At 68.6% G+C, this 21,661-nt stretch carries 21 protein-coding genes; 9 read left to right on the top strand and 12 right to left on the bottom strand.

Annotated features, from left to right (window positions below; genetic code table 11):
* Window positions 1-9: 9 nt before the first annotated feature.
* The 4 genes from rpsR to EDF64_RS09660 form a co-directional block, all read right to left on the bottom strand.
* The gene (rpsR, locus tag EDF64_RS09675; protein ID WP_017887834.1) at window positions 10-267 is read right to left on the bottom strand and encodes a 30S ribosomal protein S18; all 258 of its coding nucleotides are present in this window, start codon (window positions 265-267) and stop codon (window positions 10-12) included.
* Window positions 268-314: 47 nt separating this feature from the next.
* The gene (locus EDF64_RS09670) at window positions 315-890 is read right to left on the bottom strand and encodes a single-stranded DNA-binding protein (RefSeq protein WP_133519778.1); all 576 of its coding nucleotides are present in this window, start codon (window positions 888-890) and stop codon (window positions 315-317) included.
* Window positions 891-893: 3 nt separating this feature from the next.
* On the bottom strand, window positions 894-1,277 hold the full coding sequence (gene rpsF / locus EDF64_RS09665) for a 30S ribosomal protein S6 (protein WP_071291675.1): 384 nt from the start codon (window positions 1,275-1,277) through the stop codon (window positions 894-896).
* Window positions 1,278-1,435: 158 nt separating this feature from the next.
* Window positions 1,436-2,872, bottom strand: a complete 1,437-nt coding sequence (locus EDF64_RS09660; RefSeq protein WP_133519777.1) for a CCA tRNA nucleotidyltransferase — start codon at window positions 2,870-2,872, stop codon at window positions 1,436-1,438.
* A gap of 123 nt (window positions 2,873-2,995) precedes the next feature.
* Here EDF64_RS09660 and EDF64_RS09655 point away from each other — a divergent pair, with 123 nt between their 5' ends.
* The 6 genes from EDF64_RS09655 to EDF64_RS09630 all read left to right on the top strand — a co-directional run bounded on the left by EDF64_RS09655 (window position 2,996) and on the right by EDF64_RS09630 (window position 11,715).
* Window positions 2,996-7,033: a DUF6049 family protein gene (locus EDF64_RS09655; RefSeq protein WP_133519776.1), complete on the top strand. Its 4,038-nt coding sequence runs from the start codon at window positions 2,996-2,998 to the stop codon at window positions 7,031-7,033.
* Between the two features lie 148 nt (window positions 7,034-7,181).
* Window positions 7,182-8,180 carry a thioredoxin-disulfide reductase gene (gene trxB / locus EDF64_RS09650; RefSeq protein ID WP_133519775.1) on the top strand — a complete coding sequence of 333 codons (999 nt, stop codon included), beginning with the start codon at window positions 7,182-7,184 and terminating at the stop codon, window positions 8,178-8,180.
* Between the two features lie 74 nt (window positions 8,181-8,254).
* Window positions 8,255-8,581 (top strand): thioredoxin, encoded by a 327-nt coding sequence (gene trxA / locus EDF64_RS09645; protein WP_071291672.1) that lies wholly within the window; start codon window positions 8,255-8,257, stop codon window positions 8,579-8,581.
* A gap of 167 nt (window positions 8,582-8,748) precedes the next feature.
* Window positions 8,749-10,053, top strand: a complete 1,305-nt coding sequence (locus EDF64_RS09640; RefSeq protein ID WP_133519774.1) for a PLP-dependent aminotransferase family protein — start codon at window positions 8,749-8,751, stop codon at window positions 10,051-10,053.
* A 70-nt stretch (window positions 10,054-10,123) separates the two neighbouring features.
* On the top strand, window positions 10,124-11,086 hold the full coding sequence (locus EDF64_RS09635; RefSeq protein ID WP_133519773.1) for a D-alanine--D-alanine ligase family protein: 963 nt from the start codon (window positions 10,124-10,126) through the stop codon (window positions 11,084-11,086).
* 38 nt (window positions 11,087-11,124) lie between these two features.
* Window positions 11,125-11,715, top strand: coding sequence for a YdcF family protein (locus tag EDF64_RS09630; RefSeq protein ID WP_166645670.1), 591 nt, complete (start codon window positions 11,125-11,127; stop codon window positions 11,713-11,715).
* 285 nt (window positions 11,716-12,000) lie between these two features.
* Here EDF64_RS09630 and EDF64_RS09625 read toward each other — a convergent pair whose 3' ends face one another.
* From EDF64_RS09625 to rpmH, 8 genes are all read right to left on the bottom strand, one after another.
* Complete coding sequence (locus tag EDF64_RS09625; RefSeq protein ID WP_133519771.1) at window positions 12,001-12,966, bottom strand: ParB/RepB/Spo0J family partition protein; 966 nt, start codon at window positions 12,964-12,966, stop codon at window positions 12,001-12,003.
* Window positions 12,966-13,859 carry a ParA family protein gene (locus EDF64_RS09620; RefSeq protein ID WP_133519770.1) on the bottom strand — a complete coding sequence of 298 codons (894 nt, stop codon included), beginning with the start codon at window positions 13,857-13,859 and terminating at the stop codon, window positions 12,966-12,968. The genes EDF64_RS09625 and EDF64_RS09620 overlap by 1 nt, the downstream gene beginning before the upstream one ends.
* Before the next feature lie 81 nt (window positions 13,860-13,940).
* Window positions 13,941-14,585: a 16S rRNA (guanine(527)-N(7))-methyltransferase RsmG gene (gene rsmG / locus EDF64_RS09615; protein WP_133519769.1), complete on the bottom strand. Its 645-nt coding sequence runs from the start codon at window positions 14,583-14,585 to the stop codon at window positions 13,941-13,943.
* Window positions 14,582-15,091, bottom strand: a complete 510-nt coding sequence (locus EDF64_RS09610) for a protein jag (RefSeq protein ID WP_432207024.1) — start codon at window positions 15,089-15,091, stop codon at window positions 14,582-14,584. The genes rsmG and EDF64_RS09610 overlap by 4 nt, the downstream gene beginning before the upstream one ends.
* A gap of 69 nt (window positions 15,092-15,160) precedes the next feature.
* Complete coding sequence (gene yidC / locus EDF64_RS09605) at window positions 15,161-16,129, bottom strand: membrane protein insertase YidC (protein ID WP_071291666.1); 969 nt, start codon at window positions 16,127-16,129, stop codon at window positions 15,161-15,163.
* 8 nt (window positions 16,130-16,137) lie between these two features.
* Complete coding sequence (gene yidD, locus EDF64_RS09600) at window positions 16,138-16,512, bottom strand: membrane protein insertion efficiency factor YidD (protein ID WP_133519768.1); 375 nt, start codon at window positions 16,510-16,512, stop codon at window positions 16,138-16,140.
* Window positions 16,509-16,871 (bottom strand): ribonuclease P protein component, encoded by a 363-nt coding sequence (rnpA, locus tag EDF64_RS09595; RefSeq protein ID WP_133519767.1) that lies wholly within the window; start codon window positions 16,869-16,871, stop codon window positions 16,509-16,511. Before rnpA ends, yidD begins: the two co-directional genes overlap by 4 nt.
* A 61-nt stretch (window positions 16,872-16,932) precedes the next feature.
* Complete coding sequence (rpmH, locus tag EDF64_RS09590) at window positions 16,933-17,070, bottom strand: 50S ribosomal protein L34 (RefSeq protein WP_019181680.1); 138 nt, start codon at window positions 17,068-17,070, stop codon at window positions 16,933-16,935.
* A gap of 494 nt (window positions 17,071-17,564) precedes the next feature.
* Here rpmH and dnaA point away from each other — a divergent pair, with 494 nt between their 5' ends.
* The 3 genes from dnaA (at window position 17,565) to gnd (ending at window position 21,661) form a co-directional block, all read left to right on the top strand.
* Window positions 17,565-19,031 carry a chromosomal replication initiator protein DnaA gene (gene dnaA / locus EDF64_RS09585; protein ID WP_071291663.1) on the top strand — a complete coding sequence of 489 codons (1,467 nt, stop codon included), beginning with the start codon at window positions 17,565-17,567 and terminating at the stop codon, window positions 19,029-19,031.
* A 517-nt stretch (window positions 19,032-19,548) separates the two neighbouring features.
* On the top strand, window positions 19,549-20,703 hold the full coding sequence (dnaN, locus tag EDF64_RS09580; protein ID WP_133519766.1) for a DNA polymerase III subunit beta: 1,155 nt from the start codon (window positions 19,549-19,551) through the stop codon (window positions 20,701-20,703).
* Between the two features lie 70 nt (window positions 20,704-20,773).
* Window positions 20,774-21,661: a phosphogluconate dehydrogenase (NAD(+)-dependent, decarboxylating) gene (gnd, locus tag EDF64_RS09575; RefSeq protein WP_133519765.1), complete on the top strand. Its 888-nt coding sequence runs from the start codon at window positions 20,774-20,776 to the stop codon at window positions 21,659-21,661.

The following is a 21,661-nucleotide window of genomic DNA, read 5'->3' as shown; positions in this document are numbered from 1 at the left end:
TCCTCCTGATCAGCGGCCGGAGCCGGCGTAGGGGAGGAGCGCCATCTCACGGGCGTTCTTCACGGCACGGGCAATGAGGCGCTGCTCCTGGACGGAGACGCCGGTGATGCGACGGGCGCGGATCTTTCCACGCTCCGAGATGAACTTGCGAAGGGTCGCAACGTCCTTGTAGTCGATGACGCCGACCTTGATCGACTTCGCGGGAGCGGCGTTCTTGCCGCCCTTACCGCGAGGCTTCCGGCGGTCGCCGGTGCTCTTTCCAGCCATTGTTTGTCCTTAGAGAAGAAGAAGTTGTGTGTCCGTGGACCCGAGGATCAGAACGGGGTCTCGTCGTCGTACGTGCCACCAGGGGTGCTCCACACGTCGTTCGACTGTGCGTTGCCGCCCTGCTGCTGGCCACCCTGCGGGGACCAGGGCGCGTCCGACTGACCGCCGCCGTTGTTGTTCCAGTTGCCGCCGCCGTTGCCGCCGGCGCCACTGTTGCCAGCGCCACCACCGACCTGGCCACGACCGCCGCCGGCCCCACCCGCAGCGCGGGTGACCTGTGCGGTCGCGTAGCGGAGCGAGGGGCCGATCTCGTCGACCTCGAGCTCGATGCTCGTGCGCTGCTGGCCCTCACGGTCCTGGTAGGAGCGCTGACGGAGGCGACCCTGCGCGATGACGCGCGAGCCCTTCGTCAGTGAGCCCGCCACGTGCTCGGCGAACTCGCGCCACACGCTCGCGCGGAGGAACAGCGCATCGCCGTCCTTCCACTCGTTCGCCTGACGGTCGAACGTGCGAGGGGTGGACGCGATGGTGAAGTTCGCCACGGCGAGCCCGTTCTGCGTGTAGCGCAGCTCCGGGTCCGCGGTGAGGTTGCCCACCACCGTGATGACGGTTTCGCCGGCCACGGGTTACTCGGCGCTCGCGGTCGCGGTTGCGGTCGCGTTGGCGGCCTTGCGGGCCGCGCGGGCCTCGTCGCGCTGCTTCTGGGCGGCGACCTGCGCGATGCCCTCTTCGGCGCGGAGGACCTTCGTGCGGAGCACGGCCTCGGAGAGACCGAGCTGGCGGTCCAGCTCCTTGGCGGAGTCGGCGGACGACGTGAAGTTCACGACGGCGTAGATGCCCTCGGACTTCTTCGCGATCTCGTAAGCAAGCCGGCGACGGCCCCAGACGTCCACGTTGTCGACGGTGCCACCGTCGTTGCGGATGACAGCGAGGAACTTGTCCAGGCTGGGAGCGACGGTGCGCTCATCGATCTCGGGGTCGAGGATCGCCATCAGTTCGTACTGGTGCATGCGGAACCCACCTCCTCTGGTCTCAGCGGCCCCGGGCAGTTCCCGGGGCAGGAGGGTTGATGCATGTGTCCTGCCACGCAGACGCGTGCGGACAACCCGGCAAGCTTAGCGGACGGCCTGGAGGCGCGCCACCGGCTGTGGAGAACGGGTCGCGCCCGTCAGGCGGTCGCGTCGCGTGCGGCCCACCAGTCGCGCAGGCGCGCCTCGGCATCGTCGGCGCCGAGGGGTCCCTCGTCCATGCGGACCTCGAGGAGGAACCGGTACGCCTCGCCGACCGCACGGCCCGGCGGGATGTCGAGGATCCGCATGATGTCGTCGCCGGACAGGTCGGGTCGGATGGAGTCGAGCTTCTCCTGCTCGGACAGCACCGTGATCCTGTCCTCGAGGTCGTCGTACGCGAACGCCAACCGGTCGGCCTTCCGCCGGTTCCGGGTGGTGACGTCGGAGCGGGTGAGCTCGTGCAACCGCTCGAGCTGGTCGCCGGCATCGCGCACGTATCGGCGCACGGCGGAGTCGGTCCAGGTGCCCTCGGTGTAGCCGAAGAAGCGGAGGTGCAGCTCGATGAGCCGGCTCACCGCGGCGATCGTGTCGTTGTCGAACCGCAGGGCCCGGAGCCGCTTCTTCGCGAGCTTCGCGCCGACGAGGTCGTGGTGGTGGAAGCTCACCGCGCCGGCGGGCTCGAGCTTGCGCGTCGCGGGCTTCCCGATGTCGTGCAGCAGCGCGGCCAGGCGGAGGACGGTGTCGGGCGCTTCGCCGGGATGCCGCTCGGCCTCGTAGCCGATCGCCTGCGTCAGGACGGTGAGCGAGTGCTCGTAGACGTCCTTGTGGTGGTGGTGCTCGTCGATCTCGAGGCGCATCGCGGGCAGCTCCGGCAGGAACCGCTCGGCGAGGCCGGTGTCGACGAGCAGGCGCACGCCGTCGACGGGCTCGGCGGTGTTGAGCAGCTTGACGAGTTCGTCGCGCACGCGCTCGGCGGAGACGATGTCGATCGAGTCGGCCAGGTCGGTCATCGCCTCGCGCACCTCGTCCGAGACGGTGAACCCGAGCTGTGCGGTGAACCGGGCCGCGCGCATCATCCGGAGCGGGTCGTCGCGGAAGGACACCCGCGCGGCCTGCGGCGTGTGCAGCCGCCGGGCGAGCAGGTCCTCGACGCCGCCGTGCACGTCGACGAGTTCGCGGGCGGGCAGGCGCAGCGCCATCGCGTTCACCGTGAAGTCGCGGCGCAGCAGGTCGTCCTCGATGGTGTCGCCGAACGCGACCTCGGGCTTCCGGGTCTCGCCGTCGTAGACGTCGCTGCGGTAGGTGGTGATCTCGACCTGCTCGCCGGCGACCCGCGCGGCGATGGTGCCGAACTGTCGGCCGACGTCCCACGTGGCGCTCGCGATGGGCTCGACGATCGCCAGGACGTCGTCCGGCCGGGCGTCCGTCGTGAAGTCGAGGTCGGTCACCGGGCGACCGAGGAAGGCGTCGCGGACCGGACCACCGACGAGCGCGAGTTCGTGTCCGGCGTCGGCGAAGACCCGAGCGAGGAGGGCGACCGGCTCGGTGGCAGCGAGTGCGTCGAGTCGTTCGACGGCCTGGGCAACGGACTGCATGACGGTCCTCATCCTCCCAGATGGATGCCCCGAGTTCTCCACGACGTGCGCGCACACGGGGAGCGTTCACCGTCGTGCCTCATACACTCGTCACGGCCCGAACCGACCCCGTGGCCCTCCCGCATGCAGATCTTCCGCTCCACGCTCGCCGCGGCGGCGACCGCACTCGTCGCCCTCGGTCTCGTCGTCGCGCCCGCCGTGACCGACGGCGCACTGGCCTCGACGGCCGGCACGACCACGTCCCGCACGGCCCACCCGGCCGCCGCCTCGCAGGGGAAGACGACGGTCTCGATCGCACCCGCCGACCGCGGGATCGTCCGTCGCGACGAGGACCTCGAGCTCGCCGTCACGGTGACGAACGACACCGACTCGGACGTCCCCGCCGGCACCGTCGACCTCGACATCTTCCGGCAGGTGAGCACGCGCGACGTCCTCGCCGACTGGCTTTCCGACACCACTACGACGGGTTACCTCGGCGCTCCGATGGACTCCGTGGACGTCCCGGCTGTCCCGGCGCACCGATCGGTCACGCTCGGCTCGGTCAAGATCGTGTCCGGCAACGTCGCCCTCGGCGGGTACTCCTCGTTCGGCGCCCGGCGCATCGCGGCGGAGTACACGGCCGGCGACACGTACGCCGTCGCCCGGTCGGCGATCACCTGGTACCCCGACTTCGAGCAGACCCCGGTGAGCGTCTCCGTGGCGATGCCGATCACGATGCCGAAGACCGGCGACGGCATCCTCGGGGCCGGGGCCCTCGCCGCCGCGACCGCGGTGGACGGCACCCTGACGCAGCAGCTCCTCGCCGCCGAGGACCACAACGTCGCCGTCGCCATCGACCCCCGCATCATCGCCTCGATCCGGATCCTCGGCGAGGACGCCCCCTCGTCGGCCGTCACCTGGCTTGCCCGGCTCGAGTCGCTCCGCAACGAGACCTTCGCGCTGCCCTACGCCGACGCGGACGTCACCGGGCTGCGGCAGGCCGGTGCGAACGGCATCCTGTCGCCGATCTCCCTCGACCAGGCCGTCGACGACACGCACTTCCCCGGCGCCGCCACGGCCACTCCGACGCCGACGTCGGACCCGTCCACCCCGGCCGCCGACCCCACCGCGACGGACGCACCGTCGGCCAGTGCGACCGCCGGCGCGGACACCGGCTCCGCTGACGACCAGGGCGACCAGGGCGCGGACGACCAGACGCCGTCCGTGCTGCCCACGACGCAGACGCTCCTCGACTTCCCCTACTCGATGGACTCCATCGCCTGGCCCTCCGACGGCACCGTCGCCGCCGCGGACCTGCCGGCGCTCGCGAAGGCCGGCACCAAGACCACCATCGTGTCGAGCGGCAACACCTCAGCCGGAGCGGACGCCACGATCGCCGCGTCCGAACAGATCAGCGGGCAGCACGTCCTCGTCTCCGACCAGGCCACGTCGACGCTCCTCCGTGCGGCAGCGTCGGCCACGAACCAGCAGGACTGGGCGGCGGCGATGTCCGAGCTCACGGCCACCCTCGCCACCTCGGCACGTGCCGAATCGGCGGGGGGACCGATCCTGCTGACGCTCGACCGGTCGTGGCCGACGAACTCCGACCGCCTCGGTCAGGCGCTCGACGCCATCGAGAGCACGCCGTGGGTCGCCCCCGCCGACCTCTCCTCGGCGTCCGCCACCACCCCCGGGTCGCTCACCCTCACCCCGGGCGCGAACGCCGACACCCGCACCGACCAGCTCGAACGCCTCGTCCGGGGGGAACAGGACCTGACGGACTTCGCCTCGGCGGTGGACGACCCGATCGTGCTGACCGCCCCGGCACGCCTCAACCTGCTCGCGCTGGCGTCGAACGCCTGGCGCGACGACCCCGACGGGCTCACGACCGCCGTGGACTCCCGGGTGGGCACCTGGTCGGATGTCGTCTCACAGGTGGGGATCGTCGACTCGAGCTCGCTGACGCTCCTCGGCGACCGGTCCTCGCTCCCGATCTCCGTCCGGAACAGCTCGAAGTACCCCGTCACCGTGCGGCTCTCCGTGCAGCCCTCGAACTCCGCGCTCCGCATCGTGCGGAACGACATCGAGGTGAAGATCCAGCCCGAGTCCTCGACCCGCACGACCGTCCCCGTGCAGTCCGTGGCGAACGGCAAGGTCAACCTGACGATGTCGCTGTCGAGCCCCACCGGCATCAAGATCGCGAGCCCGGCGACCGTCGAGCTCAACGTGCAGGCGCAGTGGGAGACGGTCATCACCGCCGCCGCAGCCGTGGCCCTCGTCGCGATCTTCGGCTTCGGCATCTTCCGGAGCATCCGCAAGCGGATCCGTCGCCGGAACGGCGAGCTCGACGACGAGGACGACGACGACCCGAACCGTCCCCTGGAGGTCCAGCCGGTGGTCGCAGGTGACCGCCTGCCGGCCGCGACCGCTCCCGATGGACGCGCGCCGTTCCTCCAGGCCGACACCGCACCCCGCACCGAACCGTCCGTGACCCCCGAGGAGCCCACCATCAGCGCCAGCCAGCCCCAGCCGTCGGTCGACGCGGCGCCGGCGGCCGAGCGCAGCCTCGGCCGGGCGAGCGCCATGCTCGCAGCGGGGACGATGGTCTCGCGCATCCTCGGGTTCGCGAAGACGTTCGTGCTGGCCTTCGCCATCGGCAACACCGGTTCCGACGCGGCGAACGCCTTCGCGATCTCGAACCAGCTGCCGAACAACATCTACGCGCTCATCGCGGGCGGCCTGCTGTCGGCCGTGCTCATCCCGCAGATCGTCCGCTCGATGAAGCAGCACACGGACGGCGGCACGGCGTACGTCAACAAGATCGTCACCCTCGGCGGATCGGCGTTCCTCGTCATCACGGTCGCCGCGACCCTGCTCGCACCGCTGTTGGTCCGCGTCTACAGCCAGAGCGCCGGCGACGGGGGCAAGGGCTTCAGCGCGTCGACGACGGACCTGGCCGTGGCGTTCGCGTTCTGGTGCCTGCCGCAGATCCTCTTCTACGCGATGTACTCGCTGCTCGGCGAAGTCCTCAACGCCAAGCAGGTGTTCGGGCCGTTCACCTGGGCGCCGCTCATCAACAACGTCATCGCGATCGCCGGCCTCATCGTCTTCATCGCGCTGTTCGGCGGCCGCGCCGAGAACGCCTCCACCGACGACTGGACGCCCCTCAAGATCGCCGTGCTGGCCGGCAGCGCGTCGATCGGCGTCTTCGCCCAAGCCGCGTTCCTGCCGCTGTTCTGGCGACGCGCCGGGCTGCGGTTCCGGCCGGACTTCCGGTGGCGCGGCGTCGGCCTCAAGGCGACCGGCACGGCCGCCGGGTGGCTGTTCGCGATGATCCTCGTGACGCAGCTCGCCGGCGTCGTGCAGGCGCGTGTGGCGTCCCTCGCCACCGGCGCCGGCAACGCGACGCTCAGCACGACCTGGCTGCTGTTCATGCTGCCGCACTCGATCATCACCGTGTCGATCGCGACGGCGTACTTCACCCGGATGAGCCACGACGCCGAGCGGGGTGACCTGGACGCCGTGCGCCGGAACCTGTCCCTGTCGCTCCGGATCGTGGGCCTGTTCACGGTCTTCGCCTCGGTGGCGCTCACCGTCACGGCGATGCCGTTCGCCCGCATCTGGGAGAACGAGTTCGGCAACACCCAGGCAATGGCCCTCGTGCTCGTCGCCTACATGCCCGGCCTCGTGCTGTTCAGCATGCTCTTCATCATCCAGCGGGTCTTCTGGGCCATGCACGACCACCGCACACCGTTCCTCATGCAGCTCGTGCAGTCCGGGCTGTTCGTCATCGGCGCCCTGTCGGTCGCGATGCTGCCCGGTTCCGCGATCGGTGTCGGCATCGCGGTATGCACGACCATCGCCGGGTCCGCGCAGACGATCGTCGCACTCGTGCTCGTCCGCAAGCGCCTCGGCGGCATCGAGGGAGCCGTCGTGACCCGCTCGCACGTGCAGTTCGTCATCGCGGCGCTCATCGCCGGCGTCGCCGGACTCGTCGTCGCGAACTTCTTCGGCGCGTTCTCGTCGGACGGGTTCGCGATGGCCGACGTCACCGGCGCGCTGATCACCCTGGCCCTGACCGGGGCCGTGATGGTCGTCGTGTACTTCGGTGCCCTGGTCGTCGCGAAGAACGGCGAGATCGCCAACGCCGTCACGCTGCTGCGAGGCCGGCTCGGACGCTGACCGGCCCGGTCCGGTCCGGTCCGGTCCGGTCCGGTCCGGTCCGATGCGGTGCGGTGAGGTGAGGTACGCCGCGGTCGGGCGCCGTGGAATGTCCCGCCGGTACGATGTGTTGACCCGGTCAGCGATCTCAACGGAAGGGCTCCCAGGCATGCGCCAGCTCATCATCATCGGTTCCGGCCCGGCCGGGTTCACCGCCGGCATCTACGCCGCACGTGCGGAGCTCAAGCCCCTCATCGTCGCCTCGAGCGTCGAGACCGGCGGCGAGCTCACCAAGACGACCGAGGTCGAGAACTTCCCGGGCTTCCCCGAGGGGATCCAGGGCCCGGACCTCATGATCAAGATGCAGGAACAGGCGGAGAAGTTCGGCGCCGAGGTCCTGTACGACGACGCCGTCTCCGTCGACCTGACGGGGAAGGTCAAGAAGGTCACCGTCGGCTCCGGCGAGACGTACGAGGCCCTCGCGGTCATCTACGCGACCGGTTCCGCCTACCGTCACCTCGGCCTGGCCGACGAAGAGCGTCTGTCCGGCCACGGCGTCTCGTGGTGCGCGACCTGCGACGGCTTCTTCTTCCGCCAGAAGAACATCGCCGTCGTCGGCGGCGGTGACTCCGCCATGGAAGAGGCGACGTTCCTCACCCGCTTCGCCGACAAGGTGACGGTCATCCACCGCAAGGACAGCCTGCGTGCGTCGAAGATCATGCAGGACCGCGCGATGAACGACCCGAAGATCGAGTTCGCGTGGAACAAGGAGGTCACCGGCATCACGGGTGACTCCGCGGTCGAGGGCGTCACGCTCACGGACACCGTCACCGGCGAGCAGTCCGAGCTCGCGCTCGACGGCCTGTTCATCGCGATCGGCAACGACCCGCGCACGCACCTCATCCACGGCCAGATCGACATCGCGCCCGAGGGCACGATCGCCGTCCAGGGCCGCACCTCGAAGACCAACCTGCCCGGTGTCTTCGCCGCGGGCGACGTCATCGACCCGACCTACCGGCAGGCCATCACCGCGGCCGGATCGGGCACGGTCGCTGCACTCGACGCCGAGAAGTACCTCGCCGACCTCGAGGACGAGCTGACGGACCAGGCGGACGGCGTCTCGCCGTCGGAGCCCGCCATGGTCGACGTCACCGCCGCCCGCGTTTGAGGCGCCGACGCCACTCGGAATACCACGACGGCACGGCCGTTGTACCCACTGAACGACTTCCCGAAGGAGCACACATGTCCAACGCCAAGGCAGTCACCGACGCCACCTTCTCGGACGAGGTCCTCAAGTCCGACAAGACGATCCTCGTCGACTTCTGGGCAGAGTGGTGCGGCCCGTGTCGCGCCGTCTCGCCGATCCTCGACCAGATCGCGGCCGAGCACGCCGGCAAGATCGAGATCGTCAAGCTCAACGTCGACGACAACCCGCAGTCGGCCATGAACTACCAGATCACGTCGATCCCGGCGATGAAGGTCTTCAAGGGCGGCGAGGTCGTCAAGACCGTCATCGGCGCCAAGCCGAAGCCCGCGCTCGAGGCCGACCTCGCCGAGTTCCTCGCGTAGGTCGTCCCTGACCGGCCCCGCTCTCCCCGGAGAGCGGGGCCGTTGTCGTTCCGGGCCACTGGTCGTCGTTCCGGGCCACTGGTTCAGGATCGGCCCCGTCCCGCAGCCCTGGTTCCCGGGGCGGATGTCGTAGTGTGGCGGGAATGTCCCACTGAAACGGAGCAATGATGACGAACGGCAACAGCCTCGACCCCTGGTACGACTCCTACGCCCAGCGCACCGCCGGGCTGAGCGCCTCCGAGGTCCGAGCCCTGTTCGCCGTCGCGTCGCGGCCCGAAGTGGTCTCGCTCGCTGGCGGCATGCCGTTCGTCTCCGCGCTGCCGCGTGAGCTCGTCACGGGCTCCCTCGACCGCGTGATGGCGCAGGACGCGGCCATGGCGCTGCAGTACGGCGGTGGGCAGGGGCTGCGGTCCCTCCGTGAGCACATCGTCGACATCATGAGCCTCGAGGGCATCCGTGCCAGCGCCGAGGACGTCGTCGTCACCACCGGTTCGCAGCACGCGCTCGACCTCGTCACGCGGCTGTTCATCGACCCGGGTGACGTCGTGCTGGCCGAGTCGCCGTCCTACGTCGGTGCCATCGGGGTCTTCCGGTCGTACCAGGCCGAGACGGTGCACGTCACGACGGATGAGAACGGTCTCGTACCGGAGGCCCTGCGCGAGGCGATCGCCAACCTGCGCACGCAGGGCAAGCGCATCAAGTTCCTCTACACGATCCCGAACTTCCACAACCCGGCCGGCGTCACGCTGAGCCGTGAGCGCCGCATCGAGATCCTCGACATCTGCCGCTCGAACAACATCCTCGTGCTCGAGGACAACCCGTACGGCCTCCTCTGGTTCGACGAGCCCGCCCCACAGGCGATCCGCTCGATCGACGAAGAGGGCGTCGTGTACCTCGGCTCGTTCTCGAAGACCCTCGCCCCAGGCTTCCGCGTCGGCTGGGCGCTCGCCCCGCACGCCATCCGCGAGAAGCTCGTGCTCGCGAACGAGTCCGCCGTCCTCGCCCCGAACTCCTTCGGCCAGTACGTCGTCAACGCGTACCTCGACGCGGCCGACTGGAAGGGCCAGGTCGACACGTTCCGCGGCATCTACGCCGAGCGGCGCGACGCGATGCTCTCCGCACTGGGGGAGTTCCTGCCGGACCTGTCGTGGACGAAGCCGGACGGCGGGTTCTTCGTCTGGCTGACCCTGCCGGAGTCGCTCGACTCGAAGGGCATGCTGCCGCGTGCCGTGAAGGAGCTCGTCGCCTACACGCCGGGCACCGCCTTCTACGCCGACGGTCGCGGCGGCGGACACATCCGCCTGTCGTTCTGCTACCCGACGCCGGAGCAGATCCGCGTCGGCGTCAAGCGGCTCGCCAACGTGGTGAACGACGAGCTCGAACTCGTCGAGACCTTCGGTGCGGCGACCCGCCCCAACGCGGTCGTGCGGCCGACGTCGTCGGTGAGCGCTCCGCCGCCGAACATCTCCTGATCAGCACTTTCCCTCGTGGTCGTGCCCTGATCCGCAACTCCTCACACCGCAACACCGGAGGTCTCCTCGCATGGCCGAGCTCACTCGCCGTCACGTCGTCGTCGTCGCCGGAGGCATCTCGCACGAGCGTGACGTCTCCCTGCGTTCCGGCCGTCGCGTCGCAGACTCCCTGACGGGGTACGGCTGGCAGGTCGACCTGCGGGACGCTGACGCGTCCCTCCTGCCGACCCTGCGGGAGACCCGCCCGGACGTCGTGTGGCCGGCTCTCCACGGGGCCTCCGGTGAGGACGGGGCCCTGCGGGGCATCCTGGAGGCGCTGGACATCCCGTTCGTCGGCTCACGATCCACGTCAGCCCGGTTGGCATGGGACAAGCCCACGGCCTCGGCGCTCGTCGCCCGGGCGGGGGTCCGCACCCCGCGTTCCGTCGCGCTGTCGCACGACGTGTTCCGCGAGCTCGGCGCGGTCGGGGTGCTCGAGAGCATCGCTGGCGAACACCCCGTGCCGCTCGCGGTCAAGCCCGCCCGGGGTGGGAGTGCCCAGGGTGTCACGCTCGTCGACGACGTCAACGACCTGCCGCGGGCGATGGTGACGGCCTACACGTACTGCGACGACGTCGTGGTTGAGCAGCTCATCCGGGGGACCGAGGTCGCGGTCGGCATCATCGACACCGGCGACGGTCCCGTGGCGCTGTCGGCCGTCGAGATCGTTCCGCGCAACGGCATCTACGGGTTCGAGGCCCGCTACAACGCTGGCGAGACGACCTTCTACACGCCGGCTCGTCTGTCCGAGGCGGACGCCCAGGCGGCCTCCGCAGCGGCTGTGGCCGCGCACGAGGCCCTCGGGCTCCGGCACATCTCACGCGTCGACATCATCATCGACGGCGCGGGGACTCCCTGGTTCCTCGAGGCGAACGTCCTGCCGGGCCTCACCGAGACCTCGCTGGTGCCGCAAGCGCTGTCCGCGTCCGGCTTCGACCTCGGGTGGACCTACGCCGAGCTCGCCGAGCAGGCCATCCGCGACCACCGGGCCTGACCATGGCGTCGAGTGTTCCACGTGGAACACTGCGGTCGGTGTTCGTCGGTGTGGTGTGCGTCGGCGCAGCGACCCTGCTGTGGGGTGAGGCCGTACACGGCGCTGCTGCTGTTCGGGCACGTCGTCTCCCGCCGATCGCGTCCGGTGCTTCGGTAGCGGTCGTCGTCCTCGGGTTCCGCAACGGGGGGACGCGCGCGAACATCGTCAACAGGTGGCGGGCCCGGATCGGCGTTCGTACTGCGCGCGCGGCCTCGGGGCGGGCGAGGTCGGTGGTACTCGTGACGAGCGGGGGAGCGGTGCACGGCACCGTGTCCGAGGCGGATCTGCTTCGTGACTACATCACGGGATCCCTGCACTGGACCGACGCTGTCCTCGTGGACCGGGAGAGCACGTCCACGTGGGAGAACGTCCGGAACGTTATCCCACTCGTGGATCAGGCTGACGGGATCGTCTTCGCATCGAACGGCCTGCACGCCGAAAAGGCCAGGATCTACCTCGCTCGGCAGCGCCCCGACCTTGCAGAGCGCCTCGCTGCGGCCGATGACTACCGCGCGGGGGAGATGTCGCCCTTCAAGCCGCTCTTCGCCGCCGTCGGACTGCGGAAGCTGCACGCACTCCGCAAGCGCTGACACGTACGGCCGGTGTTCCACGTGGAACGTCGCCAGCCGTCAGTATCCCTGCCGTAGGGCATCGGCTGGATCCGTACTCGGTCCCTGGTCCGCACCCGGGGCCGGTCTCGTGCGATACCGATGCTGGTGCTGGTACTGGTACTGGTACTGGTACCGACGTTCCACGTGGAACATCAAGCCTGGCGGCGTTACAACGCCGCGTACGCCGCTGTCTCGGCGCCGCCGACACCCGTACGCCCACGAGCCGTACTGACGCCGCAGCGGGGCGCTCAGCGCCGCACGGGGTTACTCGGAGATGTCCCGCACACCCAGTTCGCCGAGGATCCGGTTCAGGTCGTCGCCGTTGGCGAAGTCGATCGTCACCGAGCTCTTGCGAGCACCCACAGCGATCTTGACCCGGGTGTTGAGCCGGTCACCCAATCGCTCGGCGAGGTCGTTGAAGTGCGCCTGACGCTCCGACGGCTCCGGCTTCGACTTCACCGGGGCCTTCGAGGCGAGCTGCTGTGCGATCGCCTCGGCCGAACGGACGGACAGGTCCTCGTTGACGATCTTCTCGGCCAGGTACTCCATCGCCTCGGCATCCGGAGCCGCGAGGATCGCGCGGGCGTGACCGGCGGACAGGACGCCAGCGGCAACCCGGCGCTGCACAGCGGAGGGCAGGCGCAGCAACCGGATGGTGTTGGTGATCTGCGGCCGGGAGCGTCCGATGCGCTGCGCGAGCTGCTCCTGCGTGATGCCGAAGTCAGCGAGGAGCTGTTGGTACGCCGATGCCTCTTCGAGCGGGTTGAGGTTCGCCCGGTGCAGGTTCTCCAACAGCGCGTCGCGGAGCATCGCATCGTCGGGGGTGTCCTTGACGATCGCCGGGATCGTGCTGAGCCCGAGTTCCTTCGTGGCACGGAGACGGCGCTCACCCATGATGAGCTCGTACTGCGGTGCGGTTCCGGTCGCGCCGGCGATCGGCCGAACCACGATCGGCTGCAGCACGCCGATCTCACGGATGGAGTGCACGAGCTCCTGCAGCTCTTCCTCGCGGAACTCCTTGCGGGGCTGCTGGGCGTTCGGCGCGACGTCAAGCGGGTTCAGGTTCGCCAGCCGCGCCCCGGGGACAGCCACCAGGTCCTCAGCCGTCGGTGCGGACGACGGCGTCCCTCCGGTCGGGAAGAAGACGTCGACGGGCCGTTCCTGCTGCTCGGTGGCGGTGGGGATCAGGGCGCCGATCCCTCGGCCGAGTCCGGTTCGCTTCGGTGCCATCAGTCCTGTGCTCCTCGTGCTGCGATCTCGGCCGCTGCCTCCAGGTAGGAGAGCGAACCAGTGGAGTTGACGTCGTAGGAGACCACGCTCTGGCCGTAGCTCGGCGCCTCGCTCACCCGGACGGACCGGGGGATCACGGCATTGAGGACCTGGCCTCCGAAGTGCTCGCGAACGTCAGCGGCGACCTGGTTGGACAGGTTCGTCCGGCTGTCGTACATCGTGAGCAGGATCGTCGACACCCGCAGCTTCGGGTTGAGGTGCCGCTCGATGAGCTCGATGTTCCGCAGCAGCTGGCTGAGCCCCTCGAGCGCGTAGTACTCGCACTGGATCGGGATCAGGACTTCCTGCGCCGCCACGAAGGCGTTGATCGTCAGGAGGCCGAGCGACGGCGGGCAGTCGATGAAGACGTAGTGGTACGGCTCGTCAAGCGACGCGAGGTACTCGTCGAGCGCCGTACGGAGGCGTTGCTCTCGTGCCACGAGCGAGACCAGCTCGATCTCGGCGCCGGCCAGATGGATCGTGGCGGGCACACACCAGAGCGTGTCTGACTCGGGGGACCGCTGCACCGTGTCGGCGATCGGTGCCTCGTCGACGATGACGTCGTAGATGCTCGCGACCTCGGCCTGGTGATCGACACCGAGAGCCGTGGACGCGTTGCCCTGCGGGTCGAGGTCGATGACGAGTACACGGGCTCCGCCGTGGGCCAGCGCCGCCGCCAGGTTCACAGTGGTCGTGGTCTTACCGACGCCACCCTTCTGGTTCGAGACCGTGAAGACGCGGGTCTTCGCGGGCAGCGGGAACTGCTGCGTCGCGATCGCACGCCGGCGTCGGTTCAGATCCGCGATCTCGCGAGCAAGCGGTGTCGACGCGTCGTAATCGGTCGATGAACTCAACGAGTGCCTCTTCCCCGGTTCGGTGTTTCACGTGGAACGCGGAGCCACTGGCGGCCGGTGAAACCGACCTGAGCCGCAGCGTCAGTCAACTGTAGCCCGGAAGACCCGCGTGGTCTCCTCGACCACACCGACTCCGAGCTCGAGCACCTCGACATCGGTCAGGTGCGTGCGGAGGATGACCTTTCGGGCCTTCTCCATCTCGTCCTCGACCCGCGCACCCTTCATCAGGATGAGCTGCCCACCGGAGCGGACGAGCGGCGCCGTGAGGGGGATGAGCTTCGAGAGGGCACTGACTGCCCGCGCCGTCACCTGGTCGACGACGATGTCGTCTGCGACGTCCTCGGCGCGCGCACGCACCACGTCGACGTTGTCCAGGCCGAGCCGTTCTGCTTCCGTCGTGAGCCAGTCCACACGACGCTCCATCGGCTCGATGAGCGTGAGGTGCACGTCCGGGCGGGCGATCGCCAGTACCAGGCCGGGCAGGCCGGCACCGGAGCCGACGTCGGCAACGCGACCCCGTGCCTCCAGGAGGGGAGCGAGCACCGCAGAATTGAGGATGTGTCGCGTCCAGAGGCGAGGTGGCTCGAGTGGGCCGATCAGGCCCAGCTCTTCCCCGCGACGAGCGAGCTCGTTCGTGAAGGACCGAGCGACGTCAATCCGGTCACCGAACAGCGTCGCTGCCGCTGCGGGTTCGTCCTCGAGCACCGGCTGAGCGGCCTCGGTCATCGGGTGACGACCGTGTGGCGGTCCCGACCCTCACCCTCGGACTCCGAGTGGAAGCCCTTCTCGGCGACCAGGTCGTGGACGAGCTTGCGCTCGTACGACGACATCGGGGGGAGTGCCGCAGAGGACGAGCCGCCCTCGATGCGCTCCACCGCGGTGTCCACGAGCCGCTGGAGCTCGGTCGCGCGTGCGTCACGGGAGCCGCCCACGTCGAGGATGAGCCGGCTGAACTCGCCCGTCTCCGCCTGCACGGCGATGCGGGTGAGTTCCTGGAGCGCCGACACGGTGTCCGGCTTCGAGAGCACGCGGAGTGCATCGCCCTCGTCGGTCACCGACAGGTACACACGACCAGCGCGCTCCTCGATCTCGATGTCCCCATCGAGGTCGCAGATGTCGAGGAGTTCCTCGATGTAGTCCGCTGCGATGTCCGCTTCGTCGCGGGCGTCCTCAGCGTCGGTGTCCTCAGCGTCGGTGTCCTCGGCCGCGGTGTCCTCGGCCACCGTGTCCACAGCGTTCGTGTCGCCCTCGACGGTCTCGACGGGGGTCTCCACGGCGTCTGCGATGTCCTGCTCGGTCACTTACTTCTTCCCGTTCTTCTTGGAGCGGTTCTTGCCGACCGGCTGCTGACGCTGCGTGGTCACGCGCACGGCCTCGATCTCGGCCGCACCGGCACCGGCGCCGGCCTCGGCGAGGACCGGGGTGGCCGATCCGCGACGCTGGGCCTTCTTCGCCAGGCGGGCCTCTCGGGCGAGGGCCGCTTCGGACCCGGGCGTCGGCATGCTGCGGATGACGAAGTACTGCTGCGCCATCGTCCAGATGTTCGAGGCGAGCCAGTAGAACATGACGCCGAGGGGGAAGGACAGACCCGAGATGACGAAGACCAGCGGGAGGATGTACAGCATCATCTTCTGCTGGCGGTACATCGGCGACGCCTTGGTCTCCGGGGACATGTTCTTCGCGACGAGCTGCAGCTGCGTGATGAACTGCGATGCCGTCATCACGACGATCATGAAGCCGGCGATCGCGCGGACTTCCCAGCCCGACGCGTTCGTGAAGGTCTCGTGCAGCGGTGCACCGAACAGCGACGCGTTGCCGAAGGAACCCGCCAGGTCGTTCGTGAGCAGACCGATGCCGGTCTTGTTGATCTGCGCCTCGTGCAGCACGGAGTACAGCGAGAAGAAGATCGGCATCTGGATCAGCAGCGGCAGGCAGGAGCTCAGCGGGTTCGTCCCGGTCTCCTTGTAGAGCGCCATGGTCTCGCGGCTCATGGCCTCACGCGAGAACTGGTCCTTCTTGCCCTTGTACTTGTCCTGGATCTTCTTCAGCTGCGGCGCGACCTCGAGCATGCGGCGCTGCGACTTGATCTGGCGCACGAAGATCGGGATCAGCGCGGCACGGACCACGAACGTCAGGAAGATGATCGAGAGCACCCAGGTGATACCCGCGCCGGGGTCCATGCCGATGTTCTCGAAGATCCAGTGGAAGCCGACGAGGATGGCCGAGACCACCCATTTGAGCGGCCAGAGGATCGTACCGATGAGGTCCATGGGGACGGTCACGCCTTTCGAGTGCGCTGGGGGAGCAGGACCGGGAGGGGAGTCCCGACCGCGGTCTGCGGTTGCTGCTGGTTCGGCGCGAGCACGAACCCGAACCGGTTGACGTCGTAGGGGCGACGCCGTGCACGAACGTCGTCGATGCCCCCGGCTGCCCAGGGGTTGCACCGGGCGATGCGCCACGCGCCCATCGCCGATCCGCGGACGACGCCGTACTGCTGGATCGCTTCGAGCGCGTACCGCGAGCACGAGGGGTGGTAGCGGCAGACGTTCCCGTAGAGCGGGGAGATGACGGCCCGGTACGCACGCAGCACGACGACGCACACGTTGCGCGGGAGCAACGCGATGCCCCAGGCGAGGCGCGTCAACCGGTTCATGCTGCCTTCTCCACACCACGCGCGCAGGAGCGCGAGACGTCTTCGAGCAGGGTAGGCCATCCGGCCTGCGCAGCGGCTGGCAGTGCGCGGACCACCACGTCGTACCCGGTGGGGAGGTCCGTCAGGACCCCGTGCGCGATCGCCTTGAGGCGACGCCGGACCAGGTTCCGCGTCACGGCGTTGCCCACCGTCTTGGCGACGATGAAGCCGAACCGTGTCGGAGCGGGGTCGACCCTGCCGTCGACCGTGGTACGGCGGACCACCGATACGACGGCGTGCGCCGTGGCGCTCCTGCGACCACGACGCACGACGGACCGGTAGTCGTCACCACGGACGATGCGGTTGGCGCGGGCCAACACGATCGCTACCTGGTTCCCAGCCGGGACCGGACCGGACGGAGCCCGATCAGGTGAGGCTCGTTCAGGCGCTGAGCTCGGTGCGGCCCTTGGAACGGCGCGCAGCGAGGATGGCGCGGCCGGCACGGGTGCGCATGCGGGCACGGAAGCCGTGCTTCTTGGCACGACGACGGTTGTTCGGCTGGAAGGTGCGCTTGCTCATGATGATCTCCACACGGCTGCACTGGGTCTCGTCCTCAGCGGGACGCGACGCAGCAACAGCCGTCACGTATGTGTCGCCGCTCGGTGCCGAACGACGCAGATGGGCGCGACCAGGTGGCCGCAGTCAACTGGTTAACGGTACGTGACAGCAGCGGGCAGGTCAAACGCGGGGCGCGGACCCCGCAGCCGGGGCGCCGCGCACGATCATTATCCACACTGGGGAAAACGTGCGTTCGGTGCGACGCGCCCCGGTCCTTTACAGTGGTGTGATCGATCCGCCACTTGCCCGGCAGGACGGGGGAGTCCCCCCGACGTGCAGCACCCGGCGGACGTGGACAAGACTGTGGACAACCCTGTGGACCACCGCGGGACGACACGCGGTCCGGGCCGTCGAAGAAGCCACCCGGACACGGACGCCCCGCCGGAAGACACGCCGGTCGTGCGCGGCCCGGAACGGCCATGCCAGACGACACAAGACCAGGAGACGAGCGCGACATGACGATGCCGGCCGACCCCGTCGAGGACCTCTGGTCATCGGTCCTCGGACTCCTCTCCGAGGACGACCGCGTCACCCCGCAGCTGCAGGGCTTCCTCCACCTGGTCGAACCGAAGGGCGTCCTCGCCGGCACCCTCTACCTCGAGGTCCCGAACGACCTCACCCGCGGCATGCTCGAACAGCGCATCCGGATCCCCATCACCGAGGCCGTCTCCCGCATCGGTGACGACACCGTCGCGAACTTCGCCATCACCGTGAACCCGGACATGGCGTCCGAGCCCCGGGTCGACCCGACCGTCGCGTCCCACGTCCCCGAGTACGCCGAGCCGGTGCAGCAGCCGGTCGAGCAGAGTGCGGCGCCCCGGCAGTACATCGAGGCGCCCTTCGTCCCGAGCCAGATCGACTCCCCGGGCACCGGCGGCCGGCCCGAGTCGCGGCTCAACCCGAAGTACAACTTCGACAACTTCGTCATCGGCTCGTCGAACCGCTTCGCGCACGCCGCAGCAGTCGCCGTCGCCGAGGCACCGGCCAAGGCCTACAACCCCCTCTTCATCTACGGCGACTCGGGGCTCGGCAAGACGCACCTCCTGCACGCCATCGGCCACTACGCCGAGAGCCTCTACCCCGGGATCCGCGTCCGGTACGTCTCGAGTGAGGAGTTCACGAACGACTTCATCAACTCGATCGCGAACAACCGGTCGAACCAGTTCCAGCAGCGGTACCGCGACATCGACATCCTGCTGATCGACGACATCCAGTTCCTGCAGGGGAAGGACTCCACGCAGGAGGCCTTCTTCCACACGTTCAACACGCTGCACGACCACAACAAGCAGGTCGTGATCACGTCGGACGTCGCGCCGAAGCACCTCACCGGGTTCGAGGACCGGATGCGCTCGCGCTTCGAGTGGGGCCTCATCACGGACGTGCAGGCGCCCGAGCTCGAGACGCGCATCGCGATCCTCCGCAAGAAGGCGCAGTCCGACCACCTGCAGGTGCCGGACGACATCCTCGAGTTCATGGCGTCGAAGGTGTCGAGCAACATCCGCGAGCTCGAGGGGACGCTCATCCGCGTCACCGCGTTCGCGAGCCTCAACCGCACGGCCGTCGACATGGCACTCGTGCAGACCGTCCTGAAGGACCTGATCACCCTCGACGACGACAACGTGGTCGCGCCGACGGACATCATCAACCACACCGCGGAGTACTTCAAGCTCTCCGTCGACGACCTCTACGGCTCGTCCCGCTCACAGGCGATCGCCACGGCACGACAGATCGCGATGTACCTCTGCCGCGAACTCACGAGCCTGTCGCTGCCGAAGATCGGGCAGCTGTTCGGCAACCGCGACCACACCACGGTCATGTACGCGAACAAGAAGATCACCGAGCTGATGAAGGAGCGTCGGTCGATCTACAACCAGGTCACCGAACTCACCAGCCGCATCAAGCAGGACCGCCGCTACCGCTGACCAGGACCGCCATCACCGCTGATCGCGGTCTCCGGAGGACCGATCGACGACGCGTCTCGCGTCGCGACGTGGCCGGCTGATCCAGCCTGGAGGCACGACTGACGACCGTCAGATCGGCCCACCCTGGCGCGTATCCACCATCTGAGACGGTTCCATGCACCGGACTTCTCACAGTGTGGAAAGCCTGTGGATAACTGTGGAGGACACGCCGCTCGGTTGTTCACAGGTGGAGGGGCAACTGTGGAAACTGGGGATGGAAGTGGATACCTGAGATTCACTCATCCAGATGTCGCCAACACCCCACTCACAAGTCACACGGTTGTAGTTCCCTGTCGCCGAGCGGCATCAACAGGGTTATCCACAGTGTGCACAGGCGTTAACACCATTACTCCTGGTTAACGATTGATCTCAGGGGGCCAACCTTGTGGACGGCGGGATGACAAGAAATCCTGGCTCCGCCGGGCTGTGCCACAATGGGGCGGCCGGACAGTCCAACCGATCGACAGGGGTTCCAGCTGTGAAGTTCGAGGTCAACCGGGACGTCTTCTCCGAAGCCGTCTCCTTCGCGGTGAAGCTCCTCCCACAGCGCACGACCCTCCCGATCCTGTCGGGCGTCCTGATCCACGCAGAGGGTGACCGGCTCACGCTCTCCTCGTTCGACTACGAGGTCTCGGCGCAGACGTCGATCACCGCGCAGATCGACGATCCCGGCACCGTGCTCGTCTCGGGCCGACTGCTCAACGACATCGCGAGCCGGCTGCCGAACGCCCCGGTCACCTTCACCACCGAGGACGCGAAGATCTCGGTCAGCTGCGGCTCGGCCCACTTCACGCTCCTGTCGATGCCGGTCGAGGAGTACCCGACCCTCCCGGAGATCGGTGCGCAGACGGGTGTGATCCCCGGCGACGCGTTCTCCGAAGCGGTGTCGCAGGTCGCCGTCGCCGCCAGCCGCGACGACGTCACCCCGGTGATCACCGGCGTGCAGCTCGAGGTCGGCGACCACGACGTCTCGCTCATCGCGACCGACCGCTACCGCGTCGCGGTCCGCACGATCCAGTGGGACTCCGGCCGCACCGGCGAGTCCGAGAGCGCACCGCTCCACGCACTCGTGCCGGCCCGCACGCTGCAGGAAGTCGGCCGCACGTTCGGCTCGGCCTCCACCGTCTCGGTGTCGATCAGCGGTTCCTCCGAGCGCGAGCTCATCGCGTTCCACGCCGACGACAAGACGGTGACGTCGCTGCTCATCAAGGGCAACTACCCGCCGGTGCGCCGGCTCTTCCCCGAGACCGTCCAGGACCACGCGGTGATCAACACCGCGGAACTGGTCGAAGCGGTCCGACGGGTCTCCCTCGTCCTGGAGCGCGAAGCCGCGCTCCGGTTCTCCTTCACGGTCGACGGGCTCACGCTCGAGGCGATCGGTTCCGAACAAGCGCAGGCGTCAGAGTCGATCAGTGCGTTGCTGACCGGTGAGGAAACGGTGGTCTCGTTGAAGCCCGCCTTCCTCCTGGACGGGTTGAACGCGGTGCACTCCGAGTTCGTCCGCATCTCCTTCACCAAGACGGAGAACCCCAACAAGCCGGGCCCGGTGCTCATCACCGGGCAGACCTCGCAAGAGGCCCCGGCAGCGGACGGATACCGGTACCTGCTGCAGCCCAATCTCCTGCTGCGGTAAGCGCAACAGCCGAACACTGCGCTGACGCGCCATCCCTGCATCAGCGCGACGACGAACAGAAGAGGAAATCATGCACATCGGTCTTGTCGGCCTCGGTCGCATGGGCAACAACATGCGTGCCCGTCTCCGCAACGCAGGCATCGAGGTCACCGGGTACGACGCGAACCCCGCCGTCTCCGATGTGGCCAGCCTCGCCGACCTCGCAGCAGCGCTCCCCGAGGGCCAGAAGCTCGTCTGGGTCATGGTCCCGCACGGCAAGATCACCGACGACGTGATCACCGAGCTCGCCGGCGTCCTCAGCGAGGGCGACCTGGTCATCGACGGCGGCAACTCGAAGTGGCTGGACGACTCCGTGCACGCCGAGCAGCTCGGCGCCAAGGGCATCCGCTACATGGACGCCGGCGTCTCCGGTGGCGTCTGGGGCAAGGACAACGGCTACGGCCTGATGGTCGGCGGTGACGCCAAGGACGTCGAGTTCGCGATGCCGGTCTTCGATGCGCTCCGCCCCGAGGGCCCGCGCGAAGAGGGCTTCTCGCACGCCGGCCCGATCGGTGCCGGTCACTACGCGAAGATGGTCCACAACGGCATCGAGTACGCGATCATGCAGGCGTACGGCGAGGGCTACGAGCTCCTCGAGGCGAAGGACATCATCCACGACGTCCCCGCCGTGTTCGCCGGATGGCAGCGCGGCACCGTCGTGCGCTCCTGGCTGCTCGACCTCATGGTGCTCGCCCTCAACGAGGACCCGAAGCTCGACGCCCTCGAGGGCTACGTCGAGGACTCGGGCGAGGGCCGCTGGACGCTCGAAGAGGGCATCGAGCTCGCGGTGCCGATGCCCGCGCTCTCGGCGTCGATCTTCGCGCGCTTCGTCTCGCGTCAGGGCAGTGCGTCCCCGACGATGAAGGCCGTCGCGGCGCTCCGCAACCAGTTCGGCGGTCACGCCGTCAAGAAGGCGTAG

This window comes from Curtobacterium flaccumfaciens, assembly GCF_004361695.1.
Classification (GTDB): Bacteria; Actinomycetota; Actinomycetes; order Actinomycetales; family Microbacteriaceae; genus Curtobacterium; species Curtobacterium flaccumfaciens_B.
Note: the sequence above shows the minus strand (reverse complement) of the source record. Positions and strands in the feature narration are given on the sequence as shown.